The 23,564-nt window shown below is 57.7% G+C and carries 12 protein-coding genes and 4 pseudogenes; 5 read left to right on the top strand and 11 right to left on the bottom strand.

The features are described 5' to 3' along the window. Nucleotides 1-161: 161 nt before the first annotated feature. Nucleotides 162-677 carry a DUF2285 domain-containing protein gene (locus EJ073_RS23195; protein ID WP_190233806.1) on the bottom strand — a complete coding sequence of 172 codons (516 nt, stop codon included), beginning with the start codon at nucleotides 675-677 and terminating at the stop codon, nucleotides 162-164. A gap of 923 nt (nucleotides 678-1,600) precedes the next feature. Further along, nucleotides 1,601-1,778 (bottom strand): annotated as a pseudogene (locus EJ073_RS32990) (ATP-binding protein); the annotation flags it as partial. A 235-nt stretch (nucleotides 1,779-2,013) separates the two neighbouring features. Between EJ073_RS32990 and EJ073_RS23185 the strand changes: the two are divergent. The 3 genes from EJ073_RS23185 (at nucleotide 2,014) to EJ073_RS23175 (ending at nucleotide 6,747) form a co-directional block, all read left to right on the top strand. Next, complete coding sequence (locus tag EJ073_RS23185) at nucleotides 2,014-2,583, top strand: GNAT family protein (RefSeq protein WP_126057734.1); 570 nt, start codon at nucleotides 2,014-2,016, stop codon at nucleotides 2,581-2,583. A 669-nt stretch (nucleotides 2,584-3,252) separates the two neighbouring features. Continuing rightward, nucleotides 3,253-5,382, top strand: a complete 2,130-nt coding sequence (locus tag EJ073_RS23180) for a prolyl oligopeptidase family serine peptidase (RefSeq protein WP_126057733.1) — start codon at nucleotides 3,253-3,255, stop codon at nucleotides 5,380-5,382. Nucleotides 5,383-6,054: 672 nt separating this feature from the next. Beyond that, nucleotides 6,055-6,747 (top strand): OmpW family protein, encoded by a 693-nt coding sequence (locus EJ073_RS23175; protein ID WP_126059318.1) that lies wholly within the window; start codon nucleotides 6,055-6,057, stop codon nucleotides 6,745-6,747. 766 nt (nucleotides 6,748-7,513) lie between these two features. Here EJ073_RS23175 and EJ073_RS23170 read toward each other — a convergent pair. Beyond that, nucleotides 7,514-7,747 carry a helix-turn-helix transcriptional regulator gene (locus tag EJ073_RS23170; protein ID WP_126057732.1) on the bottom strand — a complete coding sequence of 78 codons (234 nt, stop codon included), beginning with the start codon at nucleotides 7,745-7,747 and terminating at the stop codon, nucleotides 7,514-7,516. Nucleotides 7,748-7,863: 116 nt separating this feature from the next. Here EJ073_RS23170 and EJ073_RS23165 point away from each other — a divergent pair, with 116 nt between their 5' ends. Next, entirely contained in the window at nucleotides 7,864-8,145 is a 282-nt protein-coding gene (locus tag EJ073_RS23165; RefSeq protein WP_126057731.1) for a DUF2285 domain-containing protein, read from the top strand. Nucleotides 8,146-8,458: 313 nt separating this feature from the next. On the opposite strand, the gene EJ073_RS23160 is transcribed toward EJ073_RS23165, so the two are convergent. Continuing rightward, a complete protein-coding gene (locus tag EJ073_RS23160) occupies nucleotides 8,459-9,160 on the bottom strand; it encodes a LuxR family transcriptional regulator (RefSeq protein ID WP_126057730.1) in 702 nt (233 codons plus the stop codon). 2,355 nt (nucleotides 9,161-11,515) lie between these two features. On the opposite strand from EJ073_RS23160, the pseudogene EJ073_RS23155 reads away from it, so the two are divergent. Further along, nucleotides 11,516-13,959, top strand: a pseudogene (locus EJ073_RS23155) (FAD-dependent oxidoreductase). 558 nt (nucleotides 13,960-14,517) lie between these two features. Here EJ073_RS23155 and istB read toward each other — a convergent pair. The 7 genes and pseudogenes from istB to EJ073_RS23115 form a co-directional block, all read right to left on the bottom strand. Beyond that, nucleotides 14,518-15,291 (bottom strand): annotated as a pseudogene (istB, locus tag EJ073_RS23150) (IS21-like element helper ATPase IstB); the annotation flags it as partial. A 14-nt stretch (nucleotides 15,292-15,305) separates the two neighbouring features. Continuing rightward, nucleotides 15,306-16,847: pseudogene (istA, locus tag EJ073_RS23145) on the bottom strand (IS21 family transposase). A gap of 480 nt (nucleotides 16,848-17,327) precedes the next feature. Then, nucleotides 17,328-18,065 carry a class I SAM-dependent methyltransferase gene (locus EJ073_RS23140; RefSeq protein ID WP_126057729.1) on the bottom strand — a complete coding sequence of 246 codons (738 nt, stop codon included), beginning with the start codon at nucleotides 18,063-18,065 and terminating at the stop codon, nucleotides 17,328-17,330. A 261-nt stretch (nucleotides 18,066-18,326) separates the two neighbouring features. Next, nucleotides 18,327-18,713, bottom strand: coding sequence for a hypothetical protein (locus EJ073_RS23130; RefSeq protein WP_126057728.1), 387 nt, complete (start codon nucleotides 18,711-18,713; stop codon nucleotides 18,327-18,329). A 1,121-nt stretch (nucleotides 18,714-19,834) separates the two neighbouring features. After that, nucleotides 19,835-21,865 (bottom strand): hypothetical protein, encoded by a 2,031-nt coding sequence (locus tag EJ073_RS23125; RefSeq protein ID WP_126057727.1) that lies wholly within the window; start codon nucleotides 21,863-21,865, stop codon nucleotides 19,835-19,837. Beyond that, complete coding sequence (locus tag EJ073_RS23120) at nucleotides 21,866-22,333, bottom strand: hypothetical protein (protein WP_091597927.1); 468 nt, start codon at nucleotides 22,331-22,333, stop codon at nucleotides 21,866-21,868. It abuts the gene before it with no gap. Then, entirely contained in the window at nucleotides 22,330-23,241 is a 912-nt protein-coding gene (locus EJ073_RS23115; protein WP_126057726.1) for a hypothetical protein, read from the bottom strand. The genes EJ073_RS23120 and EJ073_RS23115 overlap by 4 nt, the downstream gene beginning before the upstream one ends. Nucleotides 23,242-23,564: the final 323 nt, after the last annotated feature.

Here is a 23,564-nt window from a genome sequence, read left to right as displayed (position 1 = left end):
TGCCGGCTATCGGACAATACGAACGTGCCTCTCGGCATCGACCGACGCCTGAACCAGAGCTCGCCTGCAAGCGCTTCGCAGGCGTGCCGAGCTGGCGAGCTGGTGCAACCAAGTACTAGCTCCGAACTGTTCGCCGGTTGACGCAGGGCCGACTGTCACTTTTAAAGAAGGAAATCTCTGTACCCTCCATTCATGAGGGCGCGGCCACGAGAGACGGCGCGGCGAATGCGGTCGCGCAGATGATCTCGCGGGTCCCTCCAGTCGGCATGGACGCGCCGTTGACCAATGAGCGCTTCGGCGAGCTCGCGATGTGACGCTCCGGCAAGTGCGCCGTCGAGCGCACGAAGAACGAAGGTCAAACGGGCACTGCGTTTTTCCGGCGGAAACAAGCGCGCGGGCAGTTGCTCGCCCAGACTTAGAGCATTGAGACACTCGAGCGCCCTCAGGCGATGCTTCGAAAGCGTCGCGGGCCAGATCGCCTCGGTACGGAGGTAGACAGGGTGCAAGATATCCGCGCCAGAGACGGCGAGCTGGAGGGTATGCTCCGCGTTGCGAAGAAGAACATGCTGGCCCTTGTCGGGCGCCAGCAGGACCGTCGCACGACATGGCAATGCCGAGAGCTCGAACGGCGATGTCCCCGACGATGCAGACAGTTGTTCTGCAATGACCGGCAGCACATGGACGCAACAGAGCGGACACCAGAACACAAGGGAATTGCGCCCATATGACTTGGCGAAACAGAACACCCCAGCGTGACAGGTCGCCGGCCGACGCGACCACGTCGAGAAAGGGTCGGCTGGACAAAGTATTGGCCTGCTGGCTTGCAGCGGTCACATCACGCTGGAATGCTGGATTGCGTCGTAAGAACTCCCAGGCCCACTGGCGCGGCGTCAGACCGGCGCTGTAATCGTATGATCTTTCGTCCCGCCAATCAGCCTCGTCCGCGACAGTCACGAGAACTGTAGGCATCAATGTGCTCCCCTGCCCGCCCCCACGGACGTAGAAACATCATGCCACCTGGCAAAGCACCGGCGCCGGAGCCGCAAGACCACGATGACGCAATTTCGTAAAAGCGTGTGCCATTGGCACTGTCGAGGGTAGAAGGCGCGCGCAAAAGCTTCCAGGCCGTCAAACCCGCGTAGCGACAGCCACCGCGGCCTGTGCACGCCAACGCAATTGATTTCATGTCCGTAATCCGGTCGTGCATCCCGTCCCAGACTTTCCTTGAAGGCGCAGTGGGCGTCGCGGTGGATTGCACGCTGGCTGTGGGCAAGTTGTCGTAGCGCCGGCGCTATAAGCTCAGTCATCGGGAGGTCTCCTGGGGAATTTCCCGCCATTGGAGGCCAAGTTTCACGCTATGGCAGCCTGTACAGTTGTACAGGTTAAGGGGACTCCTCACAGGACCGCAAAACCGGCCAGGCGCGCAATCGCTTCTTTGGGCGGTGCTCACGCCGGGCTTTAGTCGAGCGGTACGGAAATGGAGCCCGGCTGGCTTCGCTTGCCCCTGGATGCCGCCGGTATCCGAGGCAGAGTTGTCCCCTGCCCTTGGTTCGGGTAAAGTGTCAAGCGAGTGTGGATTTGACTCATCCTCATTGTTTGCGGTTTCGTTGGTGTTGACCATCGTTCCGACCTTCTGCAACAGGCCAGCACTACGCTTCTTTCGAAGCCGGTAACTGTCACCGCGGATGATGATCACTGTCGGATGACAGCAGGCGATCAAGGATCGCGATAGCCACCACGGAATCGCCAAACACGCTGCCCCATTCGCCCACCGATTGGAGGTGAGCCTGCACCAAGGGTGTCATTCTCCATTTGGGAGCAAGGCATGCCTCCTCCTTGGGTAAACAACCTCATCAGCGCGCAATGGCTATGCGTCACAGCGGATTTTAATCTTTAGCATTCGGAAACAAATTATTGCATAGATTAATTAGACTTTATCCAAGAACTATTCGGAAATATCTCATTGGTGCCGCCACAACTATAAGTGCCGGCTCAGAAATAAGGTATCTTCTCATGCACATCATAGAAACGCCACACCTATTCCTAAGGCCGCCGTCGCATAGCGACGAGCTTCTTTTACATGGACTTTGGAGCGATCCGTTTGTGGTTAACGCCAAGGATAGCGTCTCTCCGACCTTAGAGCAGTCGAAAGCTGCACTGTTTCAGTTCATCATTCATTGGCAGCACAATCGTTTCGGCCTATGGATGCTGTTCGTCAAAAATGAAGGTCAAGCAAAAAAATTCGTGGGCTATTGTGGATTAGCGCGCAGCGGGCTGTATCTACCCCAAGATCCGAATAACGTTGAAATAATAACCTGCCTCAACCTTGCGTCTTCGGGGAAGGGAATCGCAGTTGAGGCCGGAAGGGCGGCTGTCCAATTTGCTTTCGAGCATTTAGAACTTGAGAAGGTAACTTCATTCGTTCGACCAGCGAACACACGTTCGCTTCGTAAGAACATTAAGATTGGATTTTTCTACGTTGGATACCGAATTTACGATAGCACATTGATGCGATATTTAGAGGTTTACCCAGAAACAGCTGTAAAAGCTGATAGCTTACTTGTTTTCGATGATGCGTACTAGACATTATGTCGAATTAATAGTGCTACGACCAAGCCGTATTTTCGGTGCCGTGCTAAGCCTCGAAGAACTTGGAACGTGTTTGAGACCTATGCGTCGCGGCAAGCCGTTGGCAGAACGGTTGATGAGATTTGGTGTTCGGTGCAGCATCTGGTCTTCGACCGAGACATGATGGGACGGCATTATCGATATGCCTCAACTTCGATGCTGGATTGAGGACGCGTAGTGGGCTCTCGTACTACAGATTCTGCTGAGGATGGGGACCCCGGCCATAATTGGCCCCGTCGCGATAGACCTCTACGAATGCGAATGCGCGCCTCTAGCGCCGACCATCCACCCCCAGTTCTTTGTGAGCCTCACTGCTTGAGTTCTGCACGGTGTCACCGATCGCGCCGGAGGTTGATCTGGTGATTACGGGTACGCTCGTTGTCGCGTTCTCGACGATGTCTGACTTCTGACACAGCGCTGCCAGGGCCATCGCATTGTTCCGTAAGGGTCTTGCCAGTTGGCACGACGGTTGCGGTCCTATGCGCAAAAGCACTGCGACGCCGCATCGACTGGGAAGAACTCATCCATGATTACGTTTTTCGGACATACAGGCGCCGCCGCAAACACTGAGCATTCCCGAGCAGACGCAAGCCATTGCGCTTTCATTCCTCAGGTCTTTCGGACATGAGCGAATTCGATTTCCGCCCAACGCTGAATGCGCCCGACGATGACCCCCATCTTTGGCTTGAAGATGTAGAAGGCGAACCGGCACTCGCGTGGACCGCCAGCCAGTCGGCAAAGACCCTGAAGCTCTTCGCGGGAAAGCAGTTCGAGCGCGACCGGGCGGCGCTCACAGTGATGTTCGACCGTTTCGACAGGATTCCCCTGGTCACGCGCCACGGTCAATACCTTTACAATTTCTGGCAAGATGCCGGAAATCCGCGCGGGCTGTGGCGCCGGACGACCCTTGCCGCCTACATGAAGGCGGATCCCCAATGGGAGCTGCTGATCGATCTGGACGCCCTCGCCGCTAGCGACGGAGAAGATTGGGTCTGGGGCGGCGCGTCGATCGAGCCGGAGACGCTCGAAAGAGCCGTTTTGCGCCTGTCGCGCGGCGGCAGCGACGCGGTCGTGCATCGCGAATTCGACCTGAGCTCTCAGAGCTTTGCCGCCGAAGGTTTCAATCTCCCGGAGGCCAAGGGCGGCATAAATTGGCTCGACCCTGACACGCTTCTGCTCTTCAGTGCGCTTGGTGAGGGCATGGCCACCCGCTCCGGTTACGCCCGCACCGTACGACTGTGGAAGCGTGACGCGGATCCCCTCACCGCGCCGGTAATCTTTGAGACCGGTTCCGAATCCCTTGGCGTGTCGGGTCATCTGGACCGCATCGCCGAGAGCGAGCGCCTTTGGTTCCTCGAGGGTCTGGGCTTGTTCCAGGCGATAGGACGAATCGGCGACCGCAGTGGGCCGAAGCTTGAGATCAACCTTCCTCGGGACGCCAGGTGGAATGTCTTCGGCGATTGGCTGGCGGTAAAGCCGCGCAAGCCCTGGACAGTGGGAGGGACGACCCATGCCACCGACGCGCTGATCGGCATCTCACTTTCCTCTTTCATCGCTGGCGAACGCCGTTTTAGCACCCTGTTTGAACCGGACGAGAGGCGCTGTCTGCAGTCATTCTTCTGGAATGACGGGAAGCTCATTGTCGCCTACCTCGCGAACCTCGCCCCGCGTTTCGAAGTGTTCACCCCGGGTCGGCAGGAATGGACTCGCCGAGCCCTGGACACGGTGCCCGCGCGAGGGACTGTCCACCTCTGGTCCCTCGATGCGGAAGATCACGAGACCAATGGAGAGGTCCTCGTTTCGGCTCAGGACCCGATCACACCGTCGCAACTGCTCCTACTCGATCTCAATGATGCGCCGCCTCTCGGTGCTCCAGTGATCCTGAAGCGCAGCCCGGAGTATTTCGACGCATGCGGACTGGTGGTCACGCGGCACGAGGCAGCCTCGATTGATGGTGAGATGATCCCCTACACGCAGGTCGGGCCGGCGAACGGGAACGGAGATGCCCCGGTTCACCTTTCCGCCTATGGCGGGTTCGGCATATCGCTCCTGCCCTACTACAACTCCTCCCTCGGCAAGCTGTGGCTCGAGCGCGGCGGCACGTGTGTGGTGGCGAACATCCGCGGGGGCGGCGAGTTCGGCACGCGCTGGCACGATGCAGGGCGGAGGCAGGGCAAGCGTCTCGCCCATGACGATTTCGCCGCCGTTGCCGCTGACCTTGTGCGAAGGGGCGTTACGCTGCCGAGGCGGATTGCCGCCGAGGGCCGTTCAAATGGCGGCCTGCTTATTGCCAACATGCTTACACGCTATCCTGAGCATTTCGGCGCGCTGTTCTGCGCAGTTCCGCTCGTCGATATGCGCCGCTACACCAAGCTCCTGGCAGGCGCGAGCTGGATCGACGAATATGGCGATCCGGACAAGGCTGACGATTGGGCTTTCCTGAGGGAAATCTCCGCCTATCACACTGCCACGCCCGGACAGCCCTATCCGCCCATCCTGCTCGCCACAATGAAGCGCGACGACCGCGTCCACCCGGGCCATGCGCGCAAGATGGCCGCAAAACTTCAAGCCCTTGGCTATCCCGCCTACTTCTACGAGCCCGGCGCGGGCGGCCACGGATGCGGCAAAGACAATCGGGAGCGCGCTGCATTCACTAGTTTTGGCATCAATTTCCTTCGCAGCGCGATCGGCTGGCACGCCGATAGCTTTCATAAGAGACCGGGAGCTCGAGAGGGGCGAACTTCGGATGAGTGAGTACAGGTCGAGGCCGCGGCAAAGGTGCAAATAATGCGAGCACGGTTGCGCAAATGCGCGCCCGCACGCTGTCGACCTCAATCAATACTGCAGAACTATAGCAGTCTACCGTTTCTGAAGAGCAAGGAGAAATATTATGGCAACAAAGCGAATGAACGTGGCACGGGGAGTAGCAGCGGCTGTCGCCCTGATTGTGCTGGCACAGCAGGCTATCGCGACGAACTATCCACCAGACCCGTGCGTCTCTCCGCCTCCCCCTCCGCCTACCCCCTGCCCCTCTACGACACCAATCTAACGCCAAACCCTTGGCAGATTCGCCTGCGCCCCTTGGGGACAATTCGGGCTGGTTGATACGGTACCTATCCCGCTTGCTTCTACGGACCTGCGGCAGGCGGGCACAGCTACGGCAAGGACAATCCTGAGCGGGCCGCATTCATTGCCTTGGGCGGCAATTTCCTTGGCAGCGCGATCGGCTGGCACGCCGATAGCGTTCATTGACGACCGGCAGTTCGGGGCGAACTTCGAAGAAGTGAGTACAGGTCGAATAATCTGCGAGAGTGTTGCAAACAAAGCCCGCACAATTTGCGAAGAATGCGCCCCAGTGCTCTGTAGATACCAATCAACACAGCAGGACTATTCACAGTGAAGTCTAACGAGCAAGGAAACAACATTATGGCAACAAAGCGAATGAACGTGTTGCGGGGAGTCACAGCGGCCGTCATCCTGTTGCTGGTAGGGCAGCAAGCTGTCGCGGCAGACCTTCCGGAGATCCCATACGACCCGCAGGAGGCTGCCTCGGTTGAATGGCCGAGCCCGTGGCAAATCCGCCTGCGCGCATTGGGGGTCATCACTGAGGATTCGGGCTACGTTAACGCGGTGCCCGGCTCCGGTCTTTCCTATTCGAACACGGTGACGCCGGAACTCGATATTTCGTATTTCTTCACGGACAACGTCGCCGCCGAGCTCATCCTCGGCACCACCTATGCCAACATCACTGGCCAGGGCTCGATCGGCGCGCTGAGGAATATAGGCAAGGTTTGGCTGCTGCCGCCCACGCTGACGTTGCAGTACCATTTCACCGATTTCGGCGCCTTCAAGCCTTATGTCGGTGGCGGCGTGAACTATACGATCTTTTATCATCAGGAGGTCGGCAGCGCCGATGATCTGAAGGTCAAGAACACGTTCGGCACCGCACTGCAGGTCGGGTTCGACTACATGGTGGACGAGCACTGGGGCGTCAACTTCGACGTGAAGAAGCTTTTCCTGAAGCCAGACTTCGACGTCACCGTGGCCGGCAAGAACCTGACCGGGAAGGCGGAGCTTGATCCCTGGCTGATAGGCGCAGGTGTCACCTACCGTTTCTGACAATTGATGCGAAAACGGCTTACTCAGAGCCAAGTCGAAATGAAGGGCGCCTTGTGCGCCCTTTTTACGGTCGCCCCAATAAGAAGCCGTTGTCGAGAGCGCGGCCGCCCTCTTTCAGCGGAACAGACGCATACCGTGGTCAAGGCGGCCCCGACTAGCGCCTGAGATGGGAGTGCTTAGAGGCGCTTTCGATTCAGAAAGCTTTCTATTGGGGGGAATGCCGCGGCCGGCCACTTTGCCGGCATCGGTCGCTCTGAGTCTGAGCTTATGCGCCTGCGCAAGGAAGCAGAGTTCCCTCGACGCCGAGCGGATGCCTTATTCGGCCATGCTGCGATGTGCAGGTCCTCTACTGCAGTACCGTTGGCTGGCACCCTGGAAGCATTCCTCGGCAGCCCATGCCCGTTCTCCGCTTGCCCAGGCCATACGGCCGGAGCCGGGCTCCAGCTCGGTGATAATGCGGCGGGGACCTCCTGATAGAGCCTGTCGCCCGAGCCCGCCCAATGCCTGCCTCTCTGCGATTACGGTGCGCTTCTTTGTTGCATGCATCGTGTCGCCTCCGCTCGCCGATCGTGGCTTTCCTCGGAAGCGGGACGCCGCGGCGGGCCTAGAAGGGAGTGCCGCCTGCCCTGCGCCTCCAGGAAAGGCCGAACAGGAGCTTAGCGGGTCTGACGACCCGCGCCAGATGGCTAAGACGCATGAACTTGCCGAAGAAAAGCGGGCTGGTCCGATGGCAGGCGGTGCGCTCCGCGAGGCGCGCCGGCGCCAGCTATGACTGCAGGCTCAACAGAATCTCGCAGGGGTCGGTGTCAAGCACTGCAGTTACGTCGAGAAACTCGATGATATCGAGACGCCGCTCTCCACCCTCATACTTGGCCACGAAGGATTGCGGCCGGCCAAGCTTCTCGGCTACCTGCGCCTGGGTCATGCCTTTGGCCTTGCGCAGCGATATCAACTGGGCCAGAAACCGCTGGTGGCGGACAGATCGAAGCGATTTGGGCATGTAGGCGAACCGGTCAGGTAAAGACCGGCTCAGCCACTAATCCCGGTTCCGGATTATCCCATTTTGGGATATGCTGTCTTGAATCAAGCGATCAACATGCGAGGTTCGCGGCAGACATGAATCGATCAACGGGAACAGATGGGACTCAAAGCTCAACACTGCGCGACGAAGTCCCGTGGTCAGACAGCATCACGGGCTACGATCGGCAGCATTCCACCATTTACCTGCGCATCCTCGACGCCTGCGCCGACAATGCCAGCGTGGAGGAAATGGCCGAACTCATTCTCGGCATCGACCCCGTCCTTGAACCGGTGCGCGCCCGCAAGGCTGTTCGCAGCCATATCGACCGGGCGAACTGGATGGTAACGACCGGCTACAAGGAACTGTTCGGCGGCTGACGCACGGCTGGTACTGTCACGATTCCACGCAAGGAACTCACGACAGTCACCATTCCTGAGCGCAGGGCCCGAGACGCGCGCCGAATGCGGTCGCGGAGGTGATAGCCAGGATCCGTCCAGTCGGCTCGGACGCGCCTTCCCCGATCAGCACTTCAACGGTCTCGCGATGTGAAGGTCCGGCGAGCGATCCCTCGAGACTCCCAAAGAACGACATTCATCGGGGCCGCCGTTTTCGGCGGAAACAAGCGGGCAGGGGCTACGCTTCAACGCCGGCGCGCACGTGAAGGTAACCCGTCAGTGAACCGAAAAAAGCCTAACGGGGCAGGCGCCCAATTGCCTGCTTGGTGTTCGTCACCCCAAGCTTCCGCCGAGCGTTGCCCAGATGAAAGGCGGCCGTGCGCTGCGTGATCCCCAGGATGCAGCCGATCTCCCAATCGGACTTGCCTTTTTGTGCCCACTGCAGGCACTCGTATTCGCGCGGCGTCAGCAAAACACCGTCGATCATTCGATCGGCGGACAGTTTGCAGCGAACGAACATATGAAAACAGGTCGCGATATACGGGAGACCTTCTACGTGGCGTTCTGTGGCGCGGAAAAATGCGGTGTCGGGCTTGTCTGCGGCAAAGGTTATCGCAGCAAAATTGCCTCGGCGGTCGATAATCGGGGTCGTCATGCCGCAGCAGATGCCAAACTGCGCCGCTTCTTCGAAAACCTGAGCCCCTGCAGCCTCCTCGCCGCTCAGATCGGATCCCCATCGAAACGGGCATCCGCCACTGCGTGCGCGCACAATGACCGGGTCAATACTCTCATATCCGTTCTCAAGATAATGTGCTGTCCACGGCGCCGGATAATTCGAGATCAGCGTGGGTTTGCCATCCGACCGCGGCGGTAAGGAGAGATAGGCAAAAGTGCGAAGATCGAGTCCAGAGGCGACATCGGCCAGGGCGCCGCGAAGATCAGCCTCATCGACGCTTTCTGAAAGCCTTTCCAAGAATCTCTCGAAGACAGTCTGCATTCTGCCCTTTTCAGCTCCTTGCCTTGACTCTCCGGCAACGTGTCATTTGAAGGGTGACGGGGCAGAGGAGGTCCAAGACGCTCTTGCGAGAGCATTGCCGCAAACTGCGCCAGCCGGCGGCAGTGGGCTTAGACATTCGCATAAGTGAAGTGCTTGCATATAAGGCCCACGCCGTCGGAATCGGCATGGTAGCGCCCAACCGGATCTGAAAATTTCCCTGCTCGGTGTGGTACTGACAACTTCGATCTTCATGGCCCAGCACGTCTTTTCGTGGAGGCGTTCAGTCCGCGGCGAAGACACGGGAGAAACCTGAGCCAGCTCCTCGTCGGCCGCAGGATCCGTCACCGCGAGTGTTTCCGCCGTAGGGTACCAAGCGCGTTCCCCTGATCTTTGCAGAAGGTCCGGCCGTTTGAGGCCTGTGGCGCAGTGGTTCCTGTGCCTCTCATCCGTGACTCCGTGTTGATGGCTTATGGCATAGATAATTTTGCAGGAGCGACGAGTCGCGACGTAAAAGCACCGTATAAGCAGCATTACTGCAAAAATCACCATTAATTCGCAGTTTCCGATATTGCAGAACTAGGTCCGTAGACATGCGGCTTCTTAAGCAAAGACCAACCACCCGAGTTGCCTCGTCATCGTGGACTATGAGGGCGGCTGCAGTGTCCCGACAACAGCGTCCAGTCGTCTCGGTGGAACAGCGCGCCAACGGTGACCAATAGAGGGGCCTAGCGGAGCGGGTCGTCCAGCACCTCTCCGCTCAATCTCCGACGGTGTATGAACGGCAACGCACGGAGCAATGCCGCGACCATAGCAGCAGACCGGGCCAAATGTCCGGAGCACCAGCGCGCGAAAGCACTCGTAGTAAATGGCGCCGTTTCGTAAACCGTGTGCCATTAAAAACTGTCGAGGGCAGAATATGGACGCAAACAGCGACCGGACCGCCAACACCGCGCAGCGAGTGCGGTGTGAGCGGGTAAGAGGCATCGTTTCACAGCATTGTCGACTCTTGCGTACCGTTCCAGACTTTCCTGGAGACGCGATAGCGTGGAGGGTGAATTGCAAGCCGGTCGCCGGCAGTTTGCTCTAGCGTCGGGCACACGTGCAGCCGATTTTCGTCGTTCAGATCGTTAGTCAAGGGATTGCCATTTAGAGCCGGGTACGATGGAGCGTCACTGGAGCGAAAATGCTGCGCGCCAATCAAGCTCGGTGTGAGTTTTACTGCTTGAGTTTGCAGGGTGTTCCTGCGAGCTCGCACAGGAGACCGATCAGGCGATTGCAGTTGAACTGTCGTCGGATCTCTGACGATGTCGGAGATGAGACACAAGCCCTGTCAGAATGAATCGTTGTTCTGAAATGATTTTCTCAGTTGGCATGACACGTGCTGCCGATCTGCCAAGCACTGCCCCCGCATGGACTCATCCTATTGATCAAGCTCGCCGAAAATGCGTTCGCGCCTGCGACACTAAGCGTTCCCGAGCCGACGCAAGAATGTGCGTTTGCTCTCCATTCGGCATCAAATAACGCCGCCACCTCAAATATCCCGACCTTGGCTATAGCTAGACAGCACAGGAAAGTACTCGAACACGAACGGAGTTGGAACGGAAAGAACGTAGTTGCGATGGCGCTCGCGCCCGACCAAGCGCGCGCCATCATCAGCATCGACAAGGGGGGAACCTGGCCTTCATCCGCGATCACCAGCGGCACGGAGGAGAACACAAGCTTTCCGCCCCGGCGTGATCGCCTCGATGTCCTGGACGTCCAACGGGACACGCTTGGTCTTCGCGATAGCTGCGTGTTGACTAGACCTGATCTGGCGCTTCGACGTTGCCACGGGCGAAGGGCGGCAGATCACCACAGCTTACAGGCGTCGCAACATTTGGTCGAACCGACGCAAGGAGCGGTGGGAGAAGTGGGCTTGCCGAGCGGGGCCCCGTCTACCGTTCCAGCGGTGCGGGCGGGCGGGCTTCGCGCCAGCGCTATCATTCACGACCAGAGGCAGGGGCGAGTCCCAGCTCCACGCCGACATCCGATACATGCACGGCCAAGAGTATCTTGGTCCTGGCACCAAACGGCCGCGGTCTCCGGGCTAGACTGGCGCCACACCTAGTAGACCGCAAAGCTCGAGGATGAACAGCATCGCCCGCCAGCCCGCCATGCGGCTCTGGCCGGGAACTCTTCGCGAGGGCGACAAGGGATAGCGATCTGAGGTGACCTCGTCGTCTCGCTAGGCTCACCATTCCACCCGGAACTTCTGGAGGGCGCGCTCCGCTGGCTCTGGCGAGGAGGCCGAAAAGACACTGGACAGGAGCTTACAATGAAAGTCGCACCACATTTTTCCGGGTTGAGGTATCCGAAATGAAACCACTGCCTTCAAAAGCGCGAGCTGTCATAATCGGAGGCGGCGTGTCGGGGTGCTCCGTCGCATATCACTTAGCGAAGCTGGGCTGGACGGACGTGATCCTGCTCGAGCGTAAGCAACTTACGTGCGGCACGACCTGGCACGCCGCCGGATTACTCAGCGAGCTTCGCGAGTCTAGCGACATGACGAAATTAACCAAGTACTCAATGCAACTCTACTCGAGTTTGGAGGAAGAGACGGGGATTGCAACCGGACTTCGCCGCGTCGGCTCATTGTCTATCGCACTTACACAGGAGCGCAAGCACGAGCTATTCAGGCAACTCTCTCTCGCAGCCGCCTTCGGCGTCGGGGCGCGAACGATCTCTGTGCGAGAACTCGAGGGAATGTACCCTCATATCAATGTGTCTGATGTCACTGCTGCGCTTCATTTCCCTAATGATGGACAATGTGATCCAGGCAACGTCGCGATGGCGCTAGCCAAAGGCGCACGCCAGCGTGGCGCCGCAATCTTTGAGGGAGTGAAGGTAGCCAGTGTTCAGGCGAGGAACGGACGGGTGTCGGGCGTGACATGGGAGAAGGATGGCGAGCGAGGGGTAATTGAAACAGATAAGGTCGTAAACTGCGCGGGGATGTGGGCACGGGAATTCGGCGCCAGAAGCGACGTCGCGGTTCCATTGCATGCGTGCGAACATTTCTACATGGTTACAGAGCCAATAGATGGGCTAGATCGACTACCGGTCCTACGGGTTCTTGACGAATATACGTACTACAAGGAAGATGCAGGGAAAATTCTTTTTGGGGCGGTCGAACCGAAGGCGAAGCCGTGGGGGATGGGCGGCATTCCGGAAAGCTTCTGCTTCGATCAGTTGTCCGAGGACTTTGCGCATTTCGAACCTATTGTGGAGAAGGCTCTGAAGCGGGTTCCGATGCTGGCAAAAGCCGGTATTCGTACTTTCTTCAACGGCCCGGAAAGCTTCACTCCGGACGATCAATATCACCTGGGTGAAGCTCCTGATGTTAGGGGCTATTGGGTCGCATGTGGTTACAACAGTACAGGAATAGCTGCCTCAGGGGTGCGGGCTTAGCGCTGGCGCAGTGGATGAATGACGATGAGCCGCCCTTCGACTTGTCGGGCGTGGACATCCGTCGGATGGAACCCTTACAGAAAAACCGTTCGTACTTGAGAGAGCGGGTTTCGGAAGTAGTGGGACTCTCGTTTGGCGACCACTTCCCCGCTCGTCAGATGACCACAGCACGCGGCATTCGACGCTCGCCAATTCATGAACATCTCAAGGCACGCGGGGCGGTGTTCGGTGAGATGGTGGGCTGGGAGCGAGCCAACTGGTTTGCCAGGGAGGGCCAGGAGCGTGAATACCGATACTCCTGGTATCGCCAAAACTGGTTCGATAATCAGCGCGAAGAGCACCTGGCGATACGCGAACGCGTTGGTATCTTCGACTTAACCTCATTCGGAAAAATCCGAGTGGAGGGCCGAGACGCTACCACCTTCCTCCAGCGACTTTGCTCCAATGATGTCGACGTGCCGGTTGGCCGGATCGTCTATACGCAAATGCTGAACGAGCGAGGCGGGATCGAGAGCGATCTGACCGTGAGTCGTCTCACGGAGACTGCTTTCCTGCTGGTCGTGTCAGCCCTCACATTACAACCCAATCTCTGTTGGCTTAGGCGGCATCTAGGCGACGAGTTCGTCGTTATCGCCGATGTGTCGGCGTCTGAAAGCATCCTGTCAGTGATGGGACCGAATTCGCGCGAACTGCTCGGCAGAGTGAGTCCGAATGACTTCTCCAACGACAACAACCCTTACGGCACTTGGCAGGAGATTGAGATCGGGATGGGCCTGGCGCGGGCCCATAGAGTGGCCTGTGTCGGCGAGCTGGGCTGGGAGATCTACATTCCGACTGACCAAGCCGCTCATGTCTTCGAAGTAATCGAGGCGACGGGCGCCGATGTCGGACTCAAGCTGTGTGGACTCCATGCCCTCGGCTCGTGCCGCATGGAGAAGGCATGTCGGCACCTTCCCGATGATGTTGGCAGCGGGGATCACGTGCTCGAAGCGGGGCTGGGCTTCGCTGTCAAGACGGCAAAGCCTAGATATATTGGCCGCGATGCGGTGCTGAGAAAACTTGAGGCGGGACTCGACCGTCGGTTGGTTCAGTTCCGCCTTAAAGATCCTGCCCCTCTACTTCATAAGAACGAAGTCGTTTTCCGAGACGGTCGGTTCGCCGGAACAATCACTTCCGGAGACTACGGGCACACGCTCGGTGGATCCCTCGGCCTTGGCTATGTACCGTGCAAAGACGAAAGTGGGGCAGCTTTGCTCTCCTCTTCATATGAGATTGAGATCGCCGGCGAGTGCTATGCCGCGGAAGTCTCCCTCGAACCGATGTATGACCCGAAGGGCGAGCGGATGCGGGCTTGACTTACGAATTCGAGCCGGCATCTAGCAACGTATCCGAGTACCGAAGCTCCCAGCCCGCACCTAAGATATAGCCTTCTGGACGTCGAAGCCGCGATTCACGAGTCAATTGGTTCGGATCGCCACGCGGTTTGACTGGATTCAGCTCGGTGCGCGCGAACGCAGGGGATGGGCGTAATGTCCGGGCAGATCGAAATGCTGGCCTCCCCGTTCAATGCAAGAAGAACTGTTATCAAACTCTTCTACTCGCCGAACGGACGCCAAGTTGCAAGAGGTATTCGCTACCGAGAGCTCGGTCGTCGTCGGGTCGACATGAGGCCGCCGGATAAGGGCTTTTGAGAGGGATGAGCTTTGAGCAGCATCGCGGCAGTGTGACACAAAGGAGGCAACTGAGACAGCAGAATGAAAATTGGCCCGCGTGCCCGTGGCTGCGTATTTCGCAAAAGCCGGACAGGGGTTCCGCTAATTCCCGGACAGGGGTTCCGCTAATCCCCGGACAGTGGTTTCGCTAATGTCGGGACAGTCTGGCGGCGTCGGTCCTTGGGTGCCTTGTTGCGTTCCTGGATGATTGATTTCGCCGTTTTCGGCGCCGGTCAAGAGGGGCGCGGCCTTTTGCTTTCGCATGCTGTCGCCCTGGAGCACGATGCGGTGGGCGTTGTGCACGATCCGGTCGAGAATGGCGTCGGCGACGGTGGGGTCTGCGATCAGGTCATGCCATCTGGCCACCGGGACCTGGGCGGTGATCAGGGTGGATTTGCCGCGATAGCGTTCCTCGACGATTTCGAACAGATGGAAGCGCTGTTGGTCGGTGAGGCTGTGAGTTCCGAAGTCATCGAGGATGAGCAGTTGCGCGCGGGTGAGTTTGTCGATGAGGCGTGGGAAGCGGCCATCGAGACGAGCGAGCGCCAAATCCTCGAACAGACGCGGCACGCGCACATAGAGCACGGAATGATCGAGCCGTGCCGCTTGCCGTCCGAAGGCGCAGGCCAGCCACGACTTGCCGGTTCCGGTCTGGCCGGTGACGATCAGGTTCTCATGAGTTTTCAGCCATTCGCCCTGGGCGAGCGCCATGGTGCTGCGCCGGTCGAGTCCGCGCGGCGCGGCAAAGTCGATGTCCTCGATGCAGGCTTCGGGAAAGCGCAGCCTGGCTGAGGCGAGCCGGTTCCGGACGCGCTTGTCGGCCCGCATGGCGACCTCGCGGTCGAGCATCAGGCCGAGCCACTCGTCACGGCTGAGCTCGTTGGCGTTGTTGCGTTCGGCCAGTTCGCGCCAGGCGGCAGCCATGCCGGCCAGACCGAGGGCCTGCATCTGGTCGAGGGTAGGGTTCGTCAGCATTCTTTCTTTTTCCTTCACTGGTAATAGGTGGAGCCGCGGATGTTGGCGTCTGGGATGTCGGCTTTGCCGGTTCTGCGGAGCTGGCCCGGTCGAGGCCGGCTTTGAGGATGGCGGTGACGGAGGAGTAGGCGATCGCGTTGATCAGCAGCGCCCGCTCGCAGGCGGCATCGAGACGCTCCGGCCCATAGCGCGGCGCCAGCGACAGGATGCCCATGGCCGAGCGATATCCCTGTTCCGGATGCGGCCCGGTCGCGCATCATGCGCTCGACCAGGATGGCGGCGTTGGGGCCGATCCTGGCCGCCCTGCTGATCAGGCTGGCCGGCGTGGTGTTGGCGTAGCGCTGGTGCGCCTTGGGCATGTGTTCGTTGACGGTGACATGGCCGGAACGCTGTGAGCGACGGACATGGCTGGCGACACGCTGGTGATCGTGGAAGATCTCGACCACTCGATGCGTGAGCCGCACCTCGACGGTGCGCCCGATCAGCCGGTGCGGCACCGAGTAAAAGGTCTTTTCGACCTCGACATGGTAGTCAGGATGGACCTTCGCCGACTTCCACTCGGCGTATTCGAACGGTGCCGCCGGCAGCGGCTTCAAGGCAGCCGCTCGATCTCCCCGAACAGTTCGCGGCGGCTTTGGCCGACATGGCGCATCGGCCGGTTGTTCAGCTCCTCGAGCAGTTCGGCGATCGCCGCGTTGAGCTCGGCGATCGAGAAGAAGGATCGGTTCCTCAGCCGCGCCAGAATCCAGCGCTCGACAATCAGCACCGCGCCTTCGACCTTGCCCTTGTCGCGCGGCTTGCGGCTGCGGGTCGGCAGGATGGTGGTGTCGTAGTGCTCTCGCGGCAAAGGTCGCGTTCAGCGTCGGCTCGAACCACAGCGCCTTGACGACACCGGCCTTCAGGTTGTCGCACACGATCGCTCTGGTGACGCCGCCGAAGAAGGCGAGCGCTCGCACCTGGCCCTCGATCCAGTCCGGCAGCTTCTGGCTGGAGCTGGCAAAGGCGAAGGTCAGGTTGGAGGCGCCCAGCACCGCGACAAAAATCTGCGCCGGGTAAATGACGCCAGTCGCCGGATCGATCACCGGCACCGTCTGCCCGGCATAGTCCGTCTGCATCACCGCGCCCGCCGCATGCCGATTGCGGAATGTCGCGCTCGTCCGGCGCTCGAAAGCGGCGAAGTGCTCGCAGAACCAGGTGTAGCCGTAGCCGTCGGGATGGGCGGCGCGATACTCCTGCCACAACAGCGTCAGCGTCACCCCCTTGCGCTTCAGCTCCCTGGCGATCAGCGCAAAGTCCGGTTCGCTCAGGTCTTGCGGCCGACGACCGGCACGGCCAAACAGCAGCCGCTCAAGTGTCGCGTCGTCGTGGCCCGGCGGCAGAGGCCAGCATGACAGCCCGGCCTCCCGCGCCCGTAGCAAATAGGTCGATACTGTCGTCTTGCTGATCTTCAGCCGTTCCGACACTTCACGCACCGAAAGACCCTGCTCATGGGTCAGGCGCAAGATCGCTTGGATGTCCCTCACGCTCGTTCGTCTCGCTTGCTTCCGTCTCGGCATGGCCCCTCTCAACATCATCGTGAGAGGCCAAACTGCCAGAACGGCGCAGCCAAGAACCGACCGCTAAATCCGCTTCCGAAAACTGTCCGGGATTTAGTGGAATCGCTGTCCGCGAATTACTGAAATCACTGTCCGGGATTTAGCGAAAAGGGTGTCCGGGAATTACCGAAACACGGACCCGTGGCAGTTTGTGGACCTGCCGTTGGTCACGTGGTGCCCAGCATGGGTGGGCGTCACTCGGTCTTGGCCAGGTCTGGACGGATCAATCGAACCGTTATAGGTGTGCCGCTGGGCATGGCGGGGACTTAGACTAGGGCAGTCTTTCCCGCGCGGCCAGCGCCATTTTTGAAACGTGAGTCGGCACAAGTACCGGCCCAACGTTGAGGTATGGCCCCAGGCAGCGTCCGGCCAAGGGCGGCCCAAAGATTGGCATCGGCCAAACCGCCGAGGCTCTCACTAAGACGAACCCTCAGAGACCAACTACAAGCTGGTTCGCCGGTAAACTGAGATGTGACCTTTGGATTCATTGGTGAACGCGCCCCTCGCCCAATCTCCCCAACGCTCCGCCAGCTCCAGCCCAACGCATTCGGCCATTGTATCGAGCTCCTGGTGATAAACGTACCGAACGCGTTGTGGTAAACGTCTGACGGATGTACCAGAAAACCAGAGGATGGTTGAAGTCAAGTTCTGGTTTACTGGGTCATGGAGTACCGCATTGACAAAGGTATTCTCATGATCAACGTACATCGTAGTAGTTTTCTGGCCGCCGACAAAACCGTCCAAGGGTGGAACACGAACTTCTATTACCACAACCCCCTTCTCTGTTAGCACCTCCGCAGCCGATCGAAGGCAGGCTATTTGCTCTTCGCGCGTGGAGAGCAGGGTGAATGTGCCATAAACACAATAGACCAGATCGTAGCGTTGTTCTGAGCTGAAATCGGAAATGTCCCCCTTCCAGGCTTTGATCACATCAGTACGTTTGGCGAGAAGTTTTAACATGCTGTCTGAATTGTCGATGCCTTCGACCCTGACTCCCCGCTCGCTCAACGGCACCGCTACGCGCCCATTGCCAATACCGAGCTCAAGAGCCCCTCCTCCTCTGGAAAGTTGCTCGAGGAGGGCAGCAGTTTCGTCTGCCTCCGCAACTTTCCCTAATAAGCTGGTAAATTTTTCATATGTGGAAGCCCTACTCTCGTCATAGGCAAAAATGTCTGACATGCTATTCTCCACATTGATCCTTCGTGTTTTTTTACAAGTAACTTAAGGATGTTTTTCCGGGTTTTGCCAAATATGACCTCTTCGTTCTGGCTGTCGCACATCATTCAACGAACTTAATAGTCTTCGGATAATCAGAGATGTTCGTGTATGTTTGTGTTATTTCCTCGTCCGCCTTTATGTCTCGAATTGCTACAAGGCTGGCCCATGCGCCGGATTCTTCATCAGCCCAAACCGTTTCTGAATTAGGATTCACAGAATGATTTACCAACGACGCGAGTCCAAAAACAACATAGCGCGCCAAAGGACCAGTTTTTTGATTTTGTCGCCCCGAACGAAGTAATATTGAAGTACTCCTGTGAGATCTATGACATTTGCTTGTCGATCGTCAAATTCCCACGTTGGAGCTCGCTCAATTAAATCTCCAATCTTAAAATTAATATTGGCGAATAAACCACGCCCTTTTCCGGGAACTGTCTTCACATAGAGAGCGTTACTGCGATCAAAAACCCTATCGACCATCGTGTGTACCTTCTTAATCCTGAGTTTGGAGCTGATGGGCAGTCGTTGAGCTTCCGGACGCGATTCACCAGCAATTACTTCAACGAAAGTCGGCGGCGTGTTGACCGAGCGCTCAGCTACGAGGCCCACTGTTGTCGCCGCAAACCTCCTCCTCACGGAGGTGCCATTGAGGCCTCGACCAAATCCAAGTATACTTTCGCCACTTCGCGTCCTCTGATAACCGGCATCCCCACTAAGGAGCGCATCGGTGGGATCGGCAAAGCGCTTCTAGGGGACGAGGTTCAATGGCTCATTCCACAACTTGTTCTCCGTGAGAGAACATAGCTATTTCTCAACCTCGTCATACCTACCAATATGCGTGGGTTCGTTAGTTGACTTACGTTTCGCTCCAACCAACCCGGTTCACGCATTCCAAGGCCGGGACCACGTACTCGAATGGGAACCGATCGGCGAGCGCATCAAAGACGCCTTGGGGAACGAGAGCGATCTTGGGTACGAACGGCAGGCAACCTATCATCCGGCCCGAACGGCGATAGGATCGGCCCGATCGAACCAGGCGAGTTCCTTGGGACTTACAGCTTCCGATCTCACGATGCAGCATCTACAACGAGGTTCATCACCGGCCAACAGCGAACTACATCTCGATCTATTCACACCCCTGTTGAGTCGTCGGCGTAATGTCGTGGATCTGAGGTTCGACTCCAAAGCCTCGTTTCGCGATGATATCTTTCACGCCTGGGTCGAGCGCAACGATCCGGCCGACCTCGGGGATGGCCCGTATCATTCTTTCGGCGAAGTCAGAATGTGGATACGTCTTCGGTCAGTCCGCTCGCCACCGGTCAGCGCGTTATTTCGGTGACTAACCTCGACGAGGTGGGCCGCCGGGCTCACATCACCTCAAGTCAGCGACCCACACGCGCCGCAAGGCCCCAACGTCGCCTGCACCGAAATGCTTGCCGCCAATGACCTAGGCGGTGATGCCGAGCCCTTGGATGAACGACACGGGTTAGGCTAGCCCTTGCATCTCGGGGGCGGTAGGCTTTTGCTCACAAGCCGAGCCGAACCCTACTGCGGCACAGATACGCGGTATCGTCGAGAATATGGCAGCCGCTCCCGGGCTCCCCATGAACGGCTGAACGACTGCGGTTTCGGAGTGATGTAGCCCGCAGCCCCTCGTCGATGAAGCGCCACACCAGCAATCGTCGTGATGCGGATACTGCGCAGAATGATACTTGGCGCACTGTGGGCCGTTAGCAAAAGGCACGAGGAGGCGATGAAGCTCTATCGCAGAATATACTCTGAACCGAAATCGATGACGTGCATGTGAAGGCCTTGTGCCCTCGCCCGAACCGCGTGATCCTTGTCAGTCGCGGCAACGATAACCTGCCCCCCTTCCTGCAAACGTCTGCGACGATATCGAAGAACTTGAGGTAATCTTGTCGGTCGATGTTCTGCTGGGCAGGCTCGTCGAAAACAGTCAGATTCGGATGGTTGCTTTTCTGGGAGTTATCACGGCTGGCGTGAAGGGCGAGCACGAAGGCCGTTATGATGCGGATCCAGTCACTAGCCGAGGTCCCGAAATCGGCCCGAACCCGCCGGTCACGATCGTTTACGATGACTCTCGGCATGAAAGAGCCCTCATCGATCACCATGGAGCCGATCTCGAAAGAATTGAAACCTAGGCGCCCGAGATAATCTCTGAACGTTCTTTGGAATTGCCGTAAAAGGCTTTGGTCGTTAGCGCTCAGGTCACTCCTCAGTTTCGAAAGCTTTCCAGCAACGTCAAGATACTCGTTCCAAATGTTCAGAAGAGCGGCAAGCTCGCTGCTAGTCTGGTCGAGCAGATCGCGATAGCTTCCTATCGCGTTCTCTATTCGCGCGATGTCGCGGGCACGCGCCATTAGTTCCGATGGAATTGCACCAGCCAGGCTTTTTTGGATTTCCGACTGCTGGGTCAGAGCAATACTGATTTCTTTTCCAAGCTGCTCTGATTCGACCTGGTGACGCTCACGCCTGGCGATCTCGACGCTAATGATGTCCTGCAAGAGGTTTCGTTGGTCGGTAATGTATTCGACATTTTCATCGATTGACATGGTCGGAAAGCTGCGCATCTGCGACAGTAGCGTGCCATCGATCGACTGCTCGCAAACCGGGCACGCACTTGTGATCGCCCATTCGTCCCGATTGAACAACCGGCGGATTTTCAGCTCCTCCTTGTTCTTTTGCAGGTCCCGTGCGAGCACCTCCAGACGCTGCTGATAACGACGAACGTTGCCGCGAATGGCCGCTATCGCGTTGTCGAGCTCGCTCTTCCTGGTGACCAGCGCTGTGATCCTTTTTGAGATCTCGTCTATCCGACTTTGCAGGCTAGGATCTGGAGGCGTAAGATCGGCTAGTGCGATTTTGCTGGCGAGATCTGCCTCAGCGGCTGACAGCAAATCTGCCAGGGATTGCTGTCTTTCTCCCTCCGTCACTCTGAATATCTGCGGGCTGAATGAACCTACGCCGATGTCCGAGGGAATACCCCTAATTGAAAACTGTCTGCCGTTTACGTGACGTCTAAGAATGGCGATTCCGGTGTCGTAGCGCGCCTTCAGCCGTTGCTCGTCCAGCCTAAGGGCATTCCGTTGCAGATTGTTCCTGATGTAGTCGAGTCCCAGAAGTTCGGCGATGGTGGATTTCTTGGGATCACGGACCCGATAATAAGGCATGTTCGCCATGATATCCGCCCATCCGCGCTTTTGTTCGATGAAAATCGCGGAGAATATGTATTCCAGGTAAAGCCGCATCACGCCATCGTCTTGAGAGATAACTTGAACCTCCGGGAAGCCGATGAACTCGGAGAGCAAACGGTGGAAACCTCTAGTGTCCGTGTAAGATCCTGACCCCAAATAATATTCCTCCAATCCGGCCTCGCTCCATTGGCTGAGCGGCCCGCGCCGAACCAGCATCCCGCGTGACAATTCCGGTTTGACGGATCGACGGATGGTCAAGAGTTCATTAGAAGCGTTGGCAATCTCGAGGAGAATTGCCGCTTCGACAATCCTTTGATCCCCTTGTGCGCCCCTCAATGTGTCCTTTACCAGAGCGGCAACATTGCCTTTCACGAGATCGTCTAATCCCAGCCCGACCGCGAGAGCGTTGACGAGCGTGCTTTTGCCTTGTGTGTTGCTGTCCGTCAGGATGAGGTTTGCGCCGGGACGAAGTTCGACCTCGCATGAGGCGAGCTTACCGTTGAAAAGCTTCGCCTCGAGGCGTACTCGACTATATCTGAGATGCATTTAGATGCCCTCCCTCATGACGGTCTGAACTTCGTTCTCAGAGATCCTGCCTACTTCCCTGGCCAGTGCAAATACGTCCAGCGCCAGTTGTTGGCTCCTGAGGCTTTTCACAAAGTCCGTTCCCTTATCGGTCAGTTCCACCCTAAAGCCACGCTGAACGTCCTTCTGATCGAGGAGACCCGCTCCCATGGCATAGTTCACACATCGGTTCAGGTAGGGGTCGGCAGACGGCGCAAGGATCCTTGGCGAAAATCTGACCGATCTGAACTCCATGTACGGACCTCGGAAATCCTCGTTTATGAATAGCGAATTGATAAAATGAAGCTGCTTGAACGATGCGGAGCCGGCGCGGCAGCATTCCGACACGGAGATGCAGACCATGGCTAGCCGCCGATAGAGCCTTAGGTCGGCGGGCACATCGACGGGTCGCTGGGTGAACTCGATTTCGATCTTTTCGGCAGGGTTCACTGCAGCGACCTTTTCCTCTTAAACCTCAAAGGGCAGCGAACCAGCCAGTCTGCAATCGTATACTTCCTGATCCTGCTCAGCGTCTTGGTGCCGAGACGGCTGCCTACGACAGCGTTGAGACGGGCCTCGATCGTCGCTTTAACGTGGGAGAATGAGTTCCAGGAGCCGACCGCGATGCTGCCCTGCTCGGCATCATTTTCGATGTCTGAACGAATTTCCTCAATTTGGCTGAAGAAGTCAGGTTCTCGGCGTTGGATTTCGCTGAGCTGAATCGAATTTTCCAGAAAGTTTTTCAATTCGAAATAGGCAAGTTGCTCAGCCTCCTCATCATTGTCCGTAATGACACGGAACTTTTCATAGACGAGCTTAAAATTTTCATTTTGTCGCAAGACGACGAGCGCGGGGACGGGCTGATCCTCAACCGTGACTTCTATCCTGTCGTCGCGCCGTTTTTGATACTCCAGCCATTCCGTCTCAAGAAACGATGGTGTCTGAATGGATACTTGAAAGTCCGGATCTATGATGGAAAGGCCCCAGGATTTGACCTCTGTCTCTTTTTGCTTTGCGTATCGATGCAGGTCGTTGTGGGGAATTTCCTTGTTAAGGAGCAGGGCCCAGCTCCGAAGCTTCTTACTACCAATGATCGCGGCTATTTCGCTTTCGTTCAGTTGCAGCTTCTTGAGGTCAGTTCCGATCTTTTTGCGAACGCCGGATACTGGATCCTTGTTTTCAGGCTCCTGCCCGTACGCCTGGTATGCCGTACCGGCTCGTAGATTGAGCCCGTCCAATCCTAGATCGCCACCCTTGTCGCCGATGGGCTGATAATCCGTCCCGTATTTCGTGCCGAGGAGAACGTTGCAAATGCCTTCCCAAGCATCCCCATTATAATCCAGATACCAAAGACTCAATTTACCGCCCCGAATTCAGCACTTTTCCCGCGACGGTAGAAGGCACGTCGTCCTCTAAACAGCAAAGACATAACACAACGTCAGGCTGCAAACGTCGGACCATGCGTCGCGGAGTACCAGAAGATTCGTAAATCCGCCAACACGGCCTCTGCAAATAACGGAATAACGGTCTGCTCATTCCTGCGGACGGCTAAGACTAGCTCTCTTCACGTCCGCATCGTATCGCGCCGGCGTAAGACTTCGTGACGGATCAGGACGTATGTGTCAGGTGCGGCTCAACGCTTACAGACAATCCGCCCGCGATGCAGCACCACGACCGCCGA

It is taken from the genome of Mesorhizobium sp. M4B.F.Ca.ET.058.02.1.1, from assembly GCF_003952505.1.
In the GTDB taxonomy this organism is placed as follows: Bacteria; Pseudomonadota; Alphaproteobacteria; order Rhizobiales; family Rhizobiaceae; genus Mesorhizobium.
Note: the sequence above shows the minus strand (reverse complement) of the source record. Positions and strands in the feature narration are given on the sequence as shown.